The 13087-nt window shown below is 72.4% G+C and carries 12 protein-coding genes and 1 other RNA gene; 10 read left to right on the forward strand and 3 right to left on the reverse strand.

Annotated elements, in window-relative coordinates; all coding sequences use genetic code 11:
* Nucleotides 1–56 precede the first annotated feature (56 nt).
* From ACLGIH_RS21155 to ACLGIH_RS21165, 3 genes are all read left to right on the forward strand, one after another.
* Entirely contained in the window at nt 57–1310 is a 1254-nt protein-coding gene (locus ACLGIH_RS21155) for a serine/threonine-protein kinase (RefSeq protein WP_416526828.1), read from the forward strand.
* 145 nt (nt 1311–1455) lie between these two features.
* Nucleotides 1456–2562: a peptide chain release factor 2 gene (gene prfB / locus ACLGIH_RS21160; protein ID WP_416526829.1), complete on the forward strand. Its 1107-nt coding sequence runs from the start codon at nt 1456–1458 to the stop codon at nt 2560–2562.
* Between the two features lie 314 nt (nt 2563–2876).
* Complete coding sequence (locus ACLGIH_RS21165) at nt 2877–3845, forward strand: hypothetical protein (protein ID WP_416526830.1); 969 nt, start codon at nt 2877–2879, stop codon at nt 3843–3845.
* Nucleotides 3846–3914: 69 nt separating this feature from the next.
* Here the strand turns inward: ACLGIH_RS21165 and ACLGIH_RS21170 are convergent, their stop codons facing one another.
* Nucleotides 3915–4106: a hypothetical protein gene (locus ACLGIH_RS21170; RefSeq protein ID WP_416526831.1), complete on the reverse strand. Its 192-nt coding sequence runs from the start codon at nt 4104–4106 to the stop codon at nt 3915–3917.
* 253 nt (nt 4107–4359) lie between these two features.
* Between ACLGIH_RS21170 and ftsE the strand changes: the two genes are divergently transcribed.
* From ftsE to ACLGIH_RS21200, 6 genes are all read left to right on the forward strand, one after another.
* Nucleotides 4360–5049 (forward strand): cell division ATP-binding protein FtsE, encoded by a 690-nt coding sequence (gene ftsE, locus ACLGIH_RS21175; protein WP_416526832.1) that lies wholly within the window; start codon nt 4360–4362, stop codon nt 5047–5049.
* A 38-nt stretch (nt 5050–5087) separates the two neighbouring features.
* Nucleotides 5088–6005 carry a permease-like cell division protein FtsX gene (ftsX, locus tag ACLGIH_RS21180; protein WP_416526833.1) on the forward strand — a complete coding sequence of 306 codons (918 nt, stop codon included), beginning with the start codon at nt 5088–5090 and terminating at the stop codon, nt 6003–6005.
* Nucleotides 6006–6073: 68 nt separating this feature from the next.
* A complete protein-coding gene (locus ACLGIH_RS21185) occupies nt 6074–7246 on the forward strand; it encodes a S41 family peptidase (protein ID WP_416526834.1) in 1173 nt (390 codons plus the stop codon).
* 63 nt (nt 7247–7309) lie between these two features.
* Complete coding sequence (smpB, locus tag ACLGIH_RS21190; protein WP_416526835.1) at nt 7310–7789, forward strand: SsrA-binding protein SmpB; 480 nt, start codon at nt 7310–7312, stop codon at nt 7787–7789.
* A 192-nt stretch (nt 7790–7981) separates the two neighbouring features.
* Nucleotides 7982–8381, forward strand: a transfer-messenger RNA (tmRNA) gene (gene ssrA / locus ACLGIH_RS21195).
* Nucleotides 8382–8488: 107 nt separating this feature from the next.
* Nucleotides 8489–9484: an extracellular catalytic domain type 1 short-chain-length polyhydroxyalkanoate depolymerase gene (locus ACLGIH_RS21200; RefSeq protein ID WP_416526836.1), complete on the forward strand. Its 996-nt coding sequence runs from the start codon at nt 8489–8491 to the stop codon at nt 9482–9484.
* Nucleotides 9485–9573: 89 nt separating this feature from the next.
* Here the strand turns inward: ACLGIH_RS21200 and ACLGIH_RS21205 are convergent, their stop codons facing one another.
* Nucleotides 9574–10566 carry a LacI family DNA-binding transcriptional regulator gene (locus tag ACLGIH_RS21205; RefSeq protein ID WP_416526837.1) on the reverse strand — a complete coding sequence of 331 codons (993 nt, stop codon included), beginning with the start codon at nt 10564–10566 and terminating at the stop codon, nt 9574–9576.
* A gap of 73 nt (nt 10567–10639) precedes the next feature.
* On the reverse strand, nt 10640–11977 hold the full coding sequence (locus tag ACLGIH_RS21210; RefSeq protein WP_416526838.1) for an MFS transporter: 1338 nt from the start codon (nt 11975–11977) through the stop codon (nt 10640–10642).
* 83 nt (nt 11978–12060) lie between these two features.
* Between ACLGIH_RS21210 and ACLGIH_RS21215 the strand changes: the two genes are divergently transcribed.
* Nucleotides 12061–13050 (forward strand): LysR family transcriptional regulator, encoded by a 990-nt coding sequence (locus ACLGIH_RS21215; RefSeq protein ID WP_416526839.1) that lies wholly within the window; start codon nt 12061–12063, stop codon nt 13048–13050.
* The last annotated feature ends 37 nt before the right edge of the window (nt 13051–13087 follow it).

The raw sequence follows: 13087 nt of genomic DNA on the forward strand, positions 1-13087 counted from the left end.
AGGTTGGCTCGCCGTACGCGTAGTTTTGGCGACAACACGCGTCGGTAGGAGCAGTCTTGGCACGGAAGATCGGCAGCCGGTACACCGCCCACCAGATCCTCGGGCGGGGCAGCGCCGGCACGGTGTGGCTGGGCGAGGGGCCGGAGGGCCCTGTGGCGATCAAGCTGCTGCGCGAGGACCTCGCCTCCGACCAGGAGCTCGTCGGCCGTTTCGTGCAGGAGCGGACCGCACTGCTCGGCCTGGAGCACCCGAACGTCGTCTCCGTGCGCGACCTGGTCGTCGACGGCAACGACCTGGCCCTCGTCATGGACCTGGTCCGCGGCACCGACCTGCGCACCCGGCTGGACCGGGAGCGGCGCCTCGCGCCCGAGGCGGCGGTGGCGATCGTCGCCGACGTGGCCGACGGACTGGCCGCCGCGCACGCCGCCGGGGTCGTCCACCGCGACGTCAAGCCGGAGAACGTGCTGCTGGACATGCAGGGCCCGCTCGGCCCGGGCGCCTCGCACCGCGCCCTGCTGACCGACTTCGGTGTGGCCAAGCTCATCGACACCCCGCGCCGCACCCGCGCCACGAAGATCATCGGTACCCCCGACTACCTGGCGCCGGAGATCGTCGAGGGCCTGCCGCCGCGTGCGTCCGTGGACATCTACGCGCTCGCCACCGTCCTGTACGAGCTGCTCGCGGGCTTCACCCCGTTCGGCGGCGGCCACCCCGGCGCGGTCCTGCGCCGCCACGTCACCGAGTCCGTCGTCCCCCTCCCGGGCATCCCGGACGAGCTGTGGCAGCTCCTCGTGCAGTGCCTGGCCAAGGCACCGGCCTCCCGGCTGCGCGCCTCCGAGCTGGGCGCCCGGCTGCGCGAGCTGCTGCCGCTGCTGGCGGGCATGCCCCCGCTGGACGTGGACGAGCCCGGCGCGGAGCAGCCGGAGGAGGTCCTCGACGACGCCGAGGAGCCGGCCGAGGGCCCCGCGCGGGCCGGGGAACCGGTACGGCGCCGTGGCGCGGTCCCGCTGGTGCCCGGTGCCAAGCCCGCCGACTCCAACCGCGACACGCACACCTCCATGCGGGTACCGGCGCCCGACGAGCTGGCGGGTGGCGCCCGCGGGACCGCCCGCGCCCCGCGCGCGAGCGGCGCCCCACGCCCCGGCTCGGCCCGCAACCGGGCCGCCGCCCGGCGCCGCCGGGCCGCGCTGAGCGCCGGTGCGCTCGCCCTGGCCGCCGCGATCGGCGCCGGCACCTGGCTGGCCACGTCCGGTGACGACACGGGCGCCGACCCGCAGGACACGAAGAACTCAGCCCCCGCCTCGCCGTGAGGGCCCCCGCCTCGCCGTGACGGGCTCCGCCTCGCCCTGAGGACCCCTGCCCCCGTGACGGGCCCCGCCTCGCCGGGAGGCGGTGCACCCGTCCGCTCGCCCGCACCCGGCGTGGACCGCTTGGCGGAGCCGTTACGCTGGATGCGTGGCAGTCGTCGATGTATCCGAAGAGCTCAAGTCCCTCTCCTCGACCATGGAGTCGATCGAGGCCGTTCTGGACCTCGACAAGATGAGGGCAGACATCGCCGTGCTCGAGGAGCAGGCGGCCGCGCCGTCCCTGTGGGACAACCCGGACGAGGCGCAGAAGATCACCAGCCGGCTCTCCCACCTCCAGGCCGAGGTCAGGAAGGCGGAGGCGCTGCGCGGACGGATCGACGATCTCGCCGTGCTCTTCGAGATGGCCGAGGAGGAGGACGACCCGGACACCCGCGCGGAGGCCGAGTCCGAGCTCACGGCCGTCCGCAAGGCGCTGGACGAGATGGAGGTCCGTACGCTCCTCAGCGGGGAGTACGACGCCCGTGAGGCGGTCGTCAACATCCGCGCCGAGGCCGGCGGCGTCGACGCGGCCGACTTCGCCGAGAAGCTCCAGCGCATGTACCTGCGCTGGGCCGAGCAGCGCGGCTACAAGACCGAGATCTACGAGACGTCGTACGCGGAGGAGGCCGGCATCAAGTCGACCACCTTCGCCGTGCAGGTGCCGTACGCCTACGGCACCCTCTCCGTGGAGCAGGGCACGCACCGGCTGGTGCGCATCTCGCCCTTCGACAACCAGGGCCGCCGCCAGACGTCCTTCGCGGGGGTCGAGGTGCTCCCCGTCGTCGAGCAGTCCGACCACGTCGACATCGACGAGTCCGAGCTGCGCATCGACGTCTACCGGTCCTCCGGTCCGGGCGGCCAGGGCGTGAACACCACGGACTCCGCGGTGCGCATCACGCACATCCCCACCGGCATCGTCGTCTCCTGCCAGAACGAGCGCTCCCAGATCCAGAACCGCGCCACGGCGATGAACGTCCTCCAGGCCAAGCTGCTGGAGCGGCGGCGCCAGGAGGAGCAGGCCAAGATGGACGCCCTCAAGGGCGACGGCGGCAACTCGTGGGGCAACCAGATGCGTTCCTACGTCCTGCACCCGTACCAGATGGTCAAGGACCTGCGGACCGAGCACGAAGTCGGCAACCCCGAGGCCGTCTTCAACGGTGAGATCGACGGCTTTCTCGAAGCCGGAATTCGCTGGCGCAAGCAGCAGGAGAAGTAACCGGACTGCAAAAACGCCGCTTTGTCGACAAGGCAACTGCCGCCCTCCCGGCGGCAGTTGCCTTTTCTGTGCCGGTGATGTCCGGGTTTTACATCACACTCACGCCCTTCCGTTCCTGGCATACATCTCGTACCTGGACATCGCGTGCGCAACGGCCTTGACGTTGCTGTGAAAAATCGGAAGGGTGAGGCGCGGCATGCGTATTTCTGGGGCGCATGTGAACCGGGGGACTTGGCTTCGATACCGCTGCCCCCGTCGATCACGGCCCCGAACGCCGCCTCATCGACTATTCGGCTACTGGGGGTAGCAACTACATGACGAAGAAGACGCGGATCCGTGTCGCGCGCATAGCCGCGGGCGCGGTGATCGCCGCCGGCGCTTCGCTGACCGCCGCGGGTGCGGCGTCGGCGCTCGAGATCGGTGTGACCGCTGAGACGAACGAGGGCGGCCTCGGTCTCGGCATCGGTGTCGAGGCCGGCGAGGAAGAGACCGGCAACCCCTGTGACATCGTCGTCGACCCCTCGTGCGAGCCGGGCGGCGGCTCCGAGGGCGGCACCGGCACGGGCGGCTCCGAGGGCGGTACGGGCACGGGCGGCTCTGAGGGTGGTACCGGTACCGGTGGCTCTGAGGGTGGTACCGGTACCGGCGGCTCCGAGGGTGGCACGGGCACCGGCGGCTCTGAGGGTGGCACGGGCACCGGCGGCTCTGAGGGTGGCACGGGCACCGGCGGCTCTGAGGGTGGCACCGGCACGGGCGGCTCTGAGGGTGGCACCGGCACGGGCGGCTCCGAGGGTGGCACGGGCACCGGCGGTTCCGAGGGTGGCACCGGTACCGGTGGCTCCGAGGGCGGCACCGGCACGGGCGGCTCCGAGGGCGGTACGGGCACCGGCGGTTCCGAGGGCGGCACCAGCACCGGCGGTAACGGCGGTTCCACCGGCGGCAACGGTGGCTCCACCGGCGGCAACGGTGGCTCCACCGGCGGTAACGGCGGCGTGATCGGCGGCTCCGACACCACCGGCGGTTCCACCGGCGGCGACGGCACCACCCCCGACGGCGGTGGCAACGACGCCTCCGCGCAGGAGGAGGGCTCCTCCGCCCTCACCGACACCGGCACGGAGGTCCCGGCCTCCGACGCCTCGGCCCAGGGCAACGGCGAGGAGCTCGCCGAGACCGGTGCCGCGGAGACCACGTTCCTGGTGATCGGCGCCGCCACGATGATCGCCGGCGGCATCGGCTTCCGCGTGCTGCCGCGCGTGGTGGCCGGCCACGGCGCGGCTGCCTGACGGTAACCGTACGAACACGGCGAGGGGCCCGGAGCACAGTGCTCCGGGCCCCTCGCCGTGTGTCCCGCGTCAGGCGGTCTGGTGGGCCAGCAGCGCCACCGCCGCGACCAGCACCGCCAGCAGCGCGATCAGCGCCATCGGGTTCAGACCCGCGAAGAAGTTCCCCTGCTGCAGTCGCTCGCGGTTCGCCCGGCACACCGGGCACCGGCCCTCGTTCACGGGCGCCGCGCAGTTCGCGCACACCAACCGGTCGTACGTCATGCGCTCGCCCTCCTTGCACCGCACCGGTGTGTCGGTTCACGTGGTCACGTGTTCACGTACCCAACGCTCGCAGTCCCGCGAACGTTCCTCGTTCCACTGTGCCAGGTTCCGCGCGTCGCTGCGCGCGGTCCTCCGGGCGCCGGGGCAGGGACAAAACGCGCAACCAGCGCGCAACCCCGACCGGTGACTGCGGTCCCATACCCACTTCGCGTATGGTCACGCACATCTACCCCCGGCGACCCGTGGTGCATCCGTGATCCGATTCGACAACGTCTCCAAGGTCTACCCCAAGCAGAACCGCCCCGCCCTCAGGGATGTATCCCTGGAGGTCGAAAAGGGCGAGTTCGTCTTCCTCGTGGGGTCCTCCGGCTCCGGAAAGTCCACCTTCCTGCGGCTGGTCCTCCGCGAGGAGCGGGCCAGCCACGGACAGGTGCACGTGCTGGGCAAGGACCTCGCCCGCCTGTCCAACTGGAAGGTGCCGCACATGCGGCGCCAGCTGGGGACCGTGTTCCAGGACTTCCGCCTGCTGCCGAACAAGACGGTCGGCGAGAACGTCGCCTTCGCCCAGGAAGTGATCGGCAAGTCGCGCGGCGAGATCCGCAAGTCCGTGCCGCAGGTGCTCGACCTGGTCGGGCTCGGCGGCAAGGAGGACCGCATGCCGGGCGAGCTGTCCGGCGGTGAGCAGCAGCGCGTCGCCATCGCGCGGGCCTTCGTCAACCGGCCCAAACTGCTGATCGCCGACGAGCCCACCGGCAACCTCGACCCGCAGACCTCCGTCGGGATCATGAAGCTGCTGGACCGCATCAACCGCACGGGCACCACCGTGGTCATGGCCACCCACGACCAGAACATCGTGGACCAGATGCGCAAGCGCGTCATCGAGCTGGAGAAGGGCCGCCTCGTCCGCGACCAGGCGCGCGGCGTCTACGGCTACCAGCACTGAGACCGCACGAGATGCACGGAAAGGCATAACCAGACGCCATGCGCGCCCAGTTCGTCCTGTCGGAGATCGGCGTCGGTCTCCGTCGCAACCTGACGATGACGTTCGCCGTCATCGTCTCCGTCGCCCTGTCGCTCGCCCTGTTCGGCGGGTCGCTCCTGATGAGCGACCAGGTGAACACGATGAAGGGCTACTGGTACGACAAGGTCAACGTCTCGATCTTCCTCTGCAACAAGAGCGACGCCGAGTCCGACCCGAACTGCGCCAAGGGCGCGGTCACCCAGGACCAGAAGGAGCAGATCCAGGCCGACCTCAAGGAGATGTCGGTCGTCGACACGGTGACGTACGAGTCGCAGGACGAGGCGTACAAGCACTACAAGGAGCAGTTCGGCGACTCGCCGCTGGCCAGCTCCCTCACGCCGGACCAGCTCCAGGAGTCGTACCGCATCAAGCTGACCGACCCGGAGAAGTACCAGGTCATCGCCACCGCCTTCGACGGGCGGGACGGCGTGCAGTCCGTGCAGGACCAGAAGGGCATCCTGGACAACCTCTTCGGGCTGCTGAACGGCATGAACTGGGCGGCGCGGGCGATCATGGCGCTCATGCTGGTCGTCGCGCTGATGCTGATCGTCAACACCGTGCGCGTCTCGGCGTTCAGCCGGCGGCGCGAGACCGGCATCATGCGCCTGGTCGGTGCCTCCGGGTTCTACATCCAGGCGCCGTTCATCATGGAGGCCGCGGTCGCGGGGCTCATCGGCGGCGCGGTCGCCTGCGGGTTCCTGGTGGTCGCGCGGTACTTCATCATCGACCACGGGCTCGCGCTGTCCGAGAAGCTCGATCTGATCAACTTCATCGGCTGGGACGCGGTGCTCACGAAGCTGCCGCTCATCCTCGCCACCAGTCTGCTGATGCCCGCGTTGGCCGCCTTCTTCGCGCTGCGCAAGTACCTGAAGGTGTGACACATGCCAAGAGGGTCGTACGGACAAGCGTCCGTACGACCCTCTTCGCTTGTCCTAGACTCACCGGCATGTCAGGTCGTGACCTGTTCTGTCAGCCCCGCCGCATTCGCCACGGCGCCGCCCTGACATTGGTGTTCGCCAGTGTCCTGGTGGCCGGCGCGGCCACCGGCTCGCTCCCCGCGGGCGATCACGAGCCGGCGTCCGACCCGTCCCGTCAGGCCGCCCCCGCCGGGCGCCACGCGGACGTGGCCCGTGCGGCGGCCGAGGCGATGGCCGACGGCAAGTCCCCCGTCGAGGCGGCCGAACGGGCCGTCAGCCGCAGCGGGGACCGCTGGGGCGCCGTCTACTCCCCGGGCGAGTACCAGGAGTTGGCGGAGGCCCTCGACGGCCGGTACACCGGCGTCGGCCTCTCTGTGCGACGCGGCCGCGACGGCCGTGTCGAGGTGACGGAGGTGCGGTCCGGCTCGCCCGCTGCCGACGCCGGGATCCGCGTGGGCGACCGGCTGCGCAGCGTCGACGGCGGGACGGTCGACGGGCGGCCCGTCACCGAGGTCGTCGCCCTGCTGCGCGGCGACGCCGCCGACGCGCCCGCCGGCAGCACCGTCCGGCTCGGCCTGGAGCGCGGCACGCGCGCGTGGACCGAGACCGTGCGCCGCGCGGAGCTGACCACGCGGCCCGTCACCGTGCGCCGGCTGGCGAGCGGCGCGACCGTCGTCAAGGTCGCCTCCTTCACCAAGGGCGTCGGCGAGGAGGTGCGCACGGCCGTACGGCGCTCCCCGGCCGGCGCCGGCATCGTGCTCGACCTGCGCGGCAACTCCGGCGGCCTGGTCGGCGAGGCCGTCACCGCCGCCGCCGCCTTCCTCGACGGCGGTCTCGTGGCCACCTACGACGTGGACGGCGAGCAGCGCGCCCTGCACGCCGAGCCCGGCGGGGACACCACCAGCGCCCTGGTCGTACTCGTCGACGGCGGCACGATGAGCGCCGCCGAACTGCTCGCCGGCGCCCTCCGGGACCGCGGCCGCGCGGTCGTCGTGGGCTCCCGCACCTTCGGCAAGGGCTCGGTGCAGATGCCGGGCACGCTGCCGGACGGCTCGGTCGCCGAGCTCACCGTGGGGCACTACCGCACCCCCGCCGGCCGCGGTGTCGACGGCACGGGCATCACGCCCGACCTGGAACTCGACGCCGTCGACCCGACGGCCCTGCGCCGCGCGGAGACGGTGCTCAGCGGCCTGGGGGCGTAGCCGCGCCCGCCGCGTAAACGGCTTCCCGCCGACCCCCTCCGTAGTGCGAAAATGGTCGGCACTATGGCTAAGGAAAAAGGGCGCAAGCTGATCGCGCAGAACAAGAAGGCGCGGCACGACTACCACATCCTCGACACCTACGAGGCCGGCCTGGTCCTCACCGGCACCGAGGTGAAGTCACTGCGCCAGGGGCGGGCCTCGCTGGCCGACGGCTTCGTCCAGCTGGACGGGCACGAGGCCTGGCTGCACAACGTGCACGTGCCGGAGTACAGCCAGGGCACCTGGACCAACCACAGCGCCCGCCGCAAGCGGAAGCTGCTGCTGCACCGCTCGGAGATCGACAAGCTGGAGTCGAAGTCCCAGGAGACCGGGCACACCGTCGTGCCGCTCGCCCTGTACTTCAAGGACGGCCGGGCCAAGGTCGAGATCGCGCTCGCGCGAGGCAAGAAGGAGTACGACAAGCGTCAGACCCTCCGGGAGAAGCAGGACCGGCGCGAGGCCGAGCGGGCGATCTCGGCGATCCGGCGCAAGCAGCGGGCGTGACAGAGGTCACATCCCGGGGCCGGGAATGCCCGGGTGACGTACATGGTTGAACCTGCTGCCACACCCGGGTGACGCCGGAGAATACGCTGGCACTGACGGGTGCCGGTCACGTACGATGGCATCCGCACCGCAGGACGGTGCGACGCGGCCCTCTTGGAGGGTTTGAACGTATTCAATTGAACAGCGCAACATGGGGATGATCGGTTTCGACAGCGGCTGTCGAAGCAGGGGAAGCGTGTCGAGGAAGCGGCCATGATCTCGTAAACCACAGGCCGAAAAAAATAATCGCCAACACCAAGCGCGATTCCTCCCAGCAGGCCTTCGCCCTCGCTGCCTGATCTCAGGTAGCAGAGCGAGCCTCCTACTACGGGAGTGTCAGCCCGGGGCTGTTCCCGACCCGGAACCTGGCATCAGCTAGGGAACTAAACCTCGATCCCGGTCACGGGGTGAAGAGGGAAATCACACAGTGACTGAGCCCGTCGGAGACTTGTCCGCGTGATCTCCGGGGCCGAGAAAATCGAAGCGGACTGCACACGGAGAAGCCCTGGTTCCGCACCGTTGGACGCGGGTTCGATTCCCGCCATCTCCACAATCTCCATGTGACGAGGGCCCGGTGGTCGTAGACCACCGGGCCCTCGTCGTGTTTGTGGGGCCCAGCCCCATACCGAGGAGGGGTTCGCGCTTCTACGGTCCCTCCGCATGACACAGACGACACCAGCGCGGGTGACCCGGCCCAGGGTCGCGACCGTCCTGCTCACCGTCCTCGCCGCCGTCCTCTCCGTACTGCTCGCCCCGGCACCGGCCGCCGCCGCCACCCTCCAGGAGGTCACCGGCTTCGGCTCCAACCCCGGCGCGCTGCGGATGTTCCGGTACGTCCCCGACGGGCTGCCCGCCGGGCGGCCGGTCGTCGTGGCGCTGCACGGCTGCACCCAGAACGCCTCCGGCTACGGCACCGGCAGCGGCTGGCTCCAGCTCGCCGACCGGTGGGGCTTCTCCGTCCTTCTGCCGCAGCAGCAGAGCGCCAACAACCCCTCCTTCTGCCTGAACTGGTTCCAGACGGGCGACATCGCCCGCGGCCGGGGTGAGGCGGCGTCCATCGCGCAGATGGTGGACCGGCAGCTCGCCGACGTCTCCGGCGACGCCGCCCGCGTCTACGTCACCGGGCTGTCCGCCGGCGGGGGCATGACCGCCGTGATGACGGCCACGTACCCGGAGAAGTTCGCCGCCGCCGGGATCGTCGCCGGGCTGCCGTACGGCTGTGCGCAGGCGGCCGGGTCGCCGTACGTCTGCATGTACGTCGGCGCCGCGCAGACCCCGCGGCAGTGGGGCGACCGGGTCCGGGCCGCCCGCCCGGGGCACGACGGGCCCTGGCCGGCGCTCACCGTCCTGCACGGTACGGCCGACTACACGGTCAGGCCGGTCAACATGACCGACCTGGTCGCACAGTGGACCGACGTGCACGGCGCCGACCGGACCGCGGACGTCAGCGACACCGTGGCCGGACATCCGCACCAGGTCTTCCGGGACCCGGCCGGCCGGGCGGTCGTGGAGACCTACGCCCTCACCGGCATGGGCCACGGCCAGCCCGTCGATCCGGGGACCGGGCCCGAGCAGTGCGGCACCGCCGGCGCGTACGCCCTGGACGTGAACCTGTGCGCCGCCCACCGGCTGGGCCGGGCCTGGGGCCTGGGCTAGGGCCTGTTGCCGGGTGGGCGCCTGCCGCGCGACGCCGCAACAGGGCCTCGGCCGCGTCCGGTCCGGGGCCGACGGCACACCGGACCGCCTCACGGCACCGGCGGCGGAGCCGTGCTCGCGCGGGGCGTGAGGCGGGGCGCCAGCAGCGTGACCGCAGGGGCCGGCGCGCCGGCCGGCCCGCTCATCAGCAGGTCCACCGCGCGCCTGCCCGCCTCCTCGGCCGGGACGCACACCGAGGTCACCGGGACGCGGGCGGCGGCGGCGACCTCGTCCGGGCAGATGGCCGTGACCGACAGGTCGCCGGGCACTCGCAGCCCGAGCCGCCGGAAGGCGTCGACCAGTGGCCCCAGCAGCGGCTCGTTGTGCACGACGACACCGGTCGGCGCCGGGTGCCGGGCGAGCAGCGCCTCGGCGATCCGCCGGGCGCCGTCCCGCCCGGCGGCGCAGGGGTGCACGGAGGAGACCAGCCCCGCACGGTCGGCGGCGGCCGTGAACCCGCCCAGCACCCGGTGGGCGAACGCGGTCTGCCGCAGGTACACCTCCGGCGGCGAGCCGATCAGCGCCACGACCCGGTGCCCCAGCCCGGCCAGATGGTTCACACACAGTTCCGCGGCCGCCCGGAAGTCCAGATCGACGCAGGTCAGACCGTCGGGCTCGGCGGGCACGCCGATGAGTACCGACGGCCGGCCGAGCCTGCGCAGCAGCGGCAGCCGGGGGTCGCGCAGCTCCACGTCCATCACGATCACCGCGTCCGCCGTCCCCGCGGCCGCGATCCCGCGCAGCCCCTGCTCGCCGTCCTCCCCGGTGACCAGCAGGACGTCGTGGTCGTGGGCGCGGGCCGCACCCACCACGGACACCGCGAACCGCGTCACCACGGGCACGTCGACGCCGGAGCGCAGCGGGACCAGCAGCGCCAGCACCCTGGACCGGCCACCGGAGTGCGGGCGGTAGCCCAGCTCGCGGACGGCCGCCTCGACGCGGCGCCGGGTCGCCTCCGAGATCGGGCGCTTGCCGCTGAGGGCGTACGAGACGGTGCTGGGGGACACCCCGGCCCGCCGGGCCACGTCGGTGATCCTGGCCATCCGCCTCGCCCCTCCGGTGTCGACGCCGTCGAAGCGCTTCGACGCAGGAAGGTAAGGGCGCGACGTGAGGGCGTCAATGGTTCCGGCGGCACCCGGGGGACGGCAGCAGCGCCAGCAACAGCGCCACCGCGGCGGCCGTGACCGGAACGCCGTACCCGGCCGTGGCCGAGATGTGCTCCACCGTCCAGCCCCCGGCCGCGCTGCCGCAGGCGATGCCGCCCAGCAGGCCGGTCACCGCGAGGGTCATGCCCTCGTTGAGGCGGCCCTCGGGCGTGCGGCGCTGGACCAGCGTCATGGTGGTGACCATCGCCGGGGCGGTCGCCATCCCGGAGATCAGCAGCGCGCCCGCGAGCAGCGGGAGCGAGCCGGTGAGGGCCGCCGCGAGCAGCGGCAGGGTCAGCAGCAGCGCCATCGCTGCGACGCACCACGGCAGACGTGCCTCGGCGGGCCCGGCCGGCCTCAGCGCGCCGTACAGCAGACCCGCCGCGCACGAACCGGCCGCCTGCAGTGCCAGGACCAGTCCGGCCGCCGTGCGGTGCCCCTGTGCGTCCGCGAACGCGATCGTGACGACCTCCATGGCGCCGAACACCCCGCCCACGGCCAGGCACACCACCAGCAGCGGCGGTATGCCGGGTGCCCGCAGCGGTGCCCTGGCGTGCGGGCGCGGCCGGGCGGGCGGCTCGGTCGCGCGCTGGGCGGTGAACAGGAGCATGCCGGTCAGCAGCAGCACCGCCCCGACCAGCGTGCCCGCCTCCAGGAACAGCGCCCCGCACAGCACGGCCGCCAGCACCGGGCCCAGCATGAAGCACAGTTCGTCGGTGGCCTGCTCGAAGGAGTTGGCGGTGTGCAGGCCGTCGGCGTCGCCCTTGAGCAGGTGGGCCCAGCGGGCCCGGGCCATGCCGCCGGTGTTGGGGGTGGTGGCGGTGGCGGCGTACGCGGCGAACAGCGTCCAGTCGGGGGCGCCGTGCCGCACGCACAGCAGCAGGGCGAGCGAGCCGAGGACGGCGAACACCGTGGCCGGTACGGCCACCCGGGCCTGGCCGTACCGGTCGACGAGCCGCGCGGTCCACGGCGCGGCCAGCGCGGTCGCCGCGAGCCCGGTCGCGGTGACGGCGCCGGCCAGGGCGTACGAGCCCCGGGTGCCGGCGATCATCACGACCGCGCTCACGCTGAACATGCCCATGGGGAGCCGGGCGATGAGGTTCCCGATCGTGAACGCCCGGGCGCCGGGGACGGCGAGGAGCCGGCGGTACGGGCCCGGCGGCCGGGAGCGCGGTGGGCGGCGACGGCGCGGGCGGGTGTCGTGCGGGTTCCGGCGGCGCGGGCCGAAGTCGGCGATGACCAGGGTGTCGGCGGTGACGGTCGGCAGGAGACCCCGGCGGGGCGGATTCTGTGCGGTCGGCTGCGGCATGGCCCCACCGTCCCGCCCGGCCGATCATGCGGTCCAACACCTTCTCCGGGCGCATTGACGCACTCCGGTTGTAGATTCGCCGGATGCCTTCCCCCGACCTCCCCGGCCACCCCGGCCACCTCGAACCCCGCCTTCTGCGCGCCTTCGTCACCGTCGCCGAGGAGCTGCACTTCACCCGGGCCGCCGCCCGGCTGTACGTGGCCCAGCAGGCGCTCAGCCGGGACGTACGGCGGCTGGAGCGGGAGCTGGGCTGCGAACTGTTCGTCCGGAGCACCCGGCAGGTGACGCTCACCGCCGACGGCGAGCGGCTGCTGCCGTACGCCCGGCGGGTGCTCCAGGCGCAGGACGACCTCCTCGCCGCCTTCGGGCAGGCCCGGCCGCTGCTGGTGGACCTCAACTCCCCGGGGCTGGCCACCGGACGCGAGGTGCTGCACCGGGCCCGCCGGCTCGCCCCCGACCAGGAGTTGATGGCCCGTTACGAGAGCGGGCTGACGTACGCCGCCGCCGAAGTGCTCGCCGGCCGCCTCGACGCGTCGTTCGGGCGGTTCGCGGGGCTGGCGCCGGCGCTGCGGGCCGGGCTCTCCCACCAGCCGGTCCGGTACGAGCCCATGGCGGTCGTGCTGCCCGAGGACCACCCGCTGGCCCCGTGGCCCGAGGTGCCGCTCGCCGCGCTGGCGGGGGAGACGGTGTACGCCGGGGCCGGCAATCCGCGGACACCGGAGTGGACCGACCTCGCACAGCACCTGTTCGAGGGACGCGGCATCGATGTGGCGTCACCCGTTCCGCTGGCCGTGGGGGAGGAGGAGTTCCAGCGGATCATGGGGAAGTCGCCCACCCCGATCCTCGCCGTCGTGCACTTTCCGGCCATGCCGCGCACGGTGGTGCGTCCACTGGTCGATCCGGTGCCGCTGTCGCCCGTGTCACTCGTCTGGCGAAAGGGGCTGGTGCACCCGGCGCTGGACGCGCTCCGCCGGGCCGCGGCCCAGCTCGCGGCCGAGAACGAGTGGCTCCGGCGACCCGCAGACGGATGGATTCCGGACAGTGATGCCACTGTGATGTCCGTCCCCAACTGACACCGTGGAAACCACAGGCTCTCCACGTGCGCTACAT

The organism is Streptomyces hamibioticus, assembly GCF_047946815.1.
Taxonomy (GTDB): domain Bacteria; phylum Actinomycetota; class Actinomycetes; order Streptomycetales; family Streptomycetaceae; genus Streptomyces.

Bases quoted from the DNA above. Each gene is read 5' to 3' on its own strand.
- ACLGIH_RS21210 (WP_416526838.1), bottom strand. From the start codon at position 11,977: ATGCCGCAGCCGACCGCACAGAATCCGCCCCGCCGGGGTCTCCTGCCG.
- ftsX (WP_416526833.1), top strand. From the start codon at position 5,088: ATGCGCGCCCAGTTCGTCCTGTCGGAGATCGGCGTCGGTCTCCGTCGC.
- ACLGIH_RS21165 (WP_416526830.1), top strand. From the start codon at position 2,877: ATGACGAAGAAGACGCGGATCCGTGTCGCGCGCATAGCCGCGGGCGCG.
- ACLGIH_RS21205 (WP_416526837.1), bottom strand. From the start codon at position 10,566: ATGGCCAGGATCACCGACGTGGCCCGGCGGGCCGGGGTGTCCCCCAGC.
- ACLGIH_RS21215 (WP_416526839.1), top strand. From the start codon at position 12,061: ATGCCTTCCCCCGACCTCCCCGGCCACCCCGGCCACCTCGAACCCCGC.
- smpB (WP_416526835.1), top strand. From the start codon at position 7,310: ATGGCTAAGGAAAAAGGGCGCAAGCTGATCGCGCAGAACAAGAAGGCG.
- ACLGIH_RS21185 (WP_416526834.1), top strand. From the start codon at position 6,074: ATGTCAGGTCGTGACCTGTTCTGTCAGCCCCGCCGCATTCGCCACGGC.
- ACLGIH_RS21200 (WP_416526836.1), top strand. From the start codon at position 8,489: ATGACACAGACGACACCAGCGCGGGTGACCCGGCCCAGGGTCGCGACC.
- ACLGIH_RS21170 (WP_416526831.1), bottom strand. From the start codon at position 4,106: ATGACGTACGACCGGTTGGTGTGCGCGAACTGCGCGGCGCCCGTGAAC.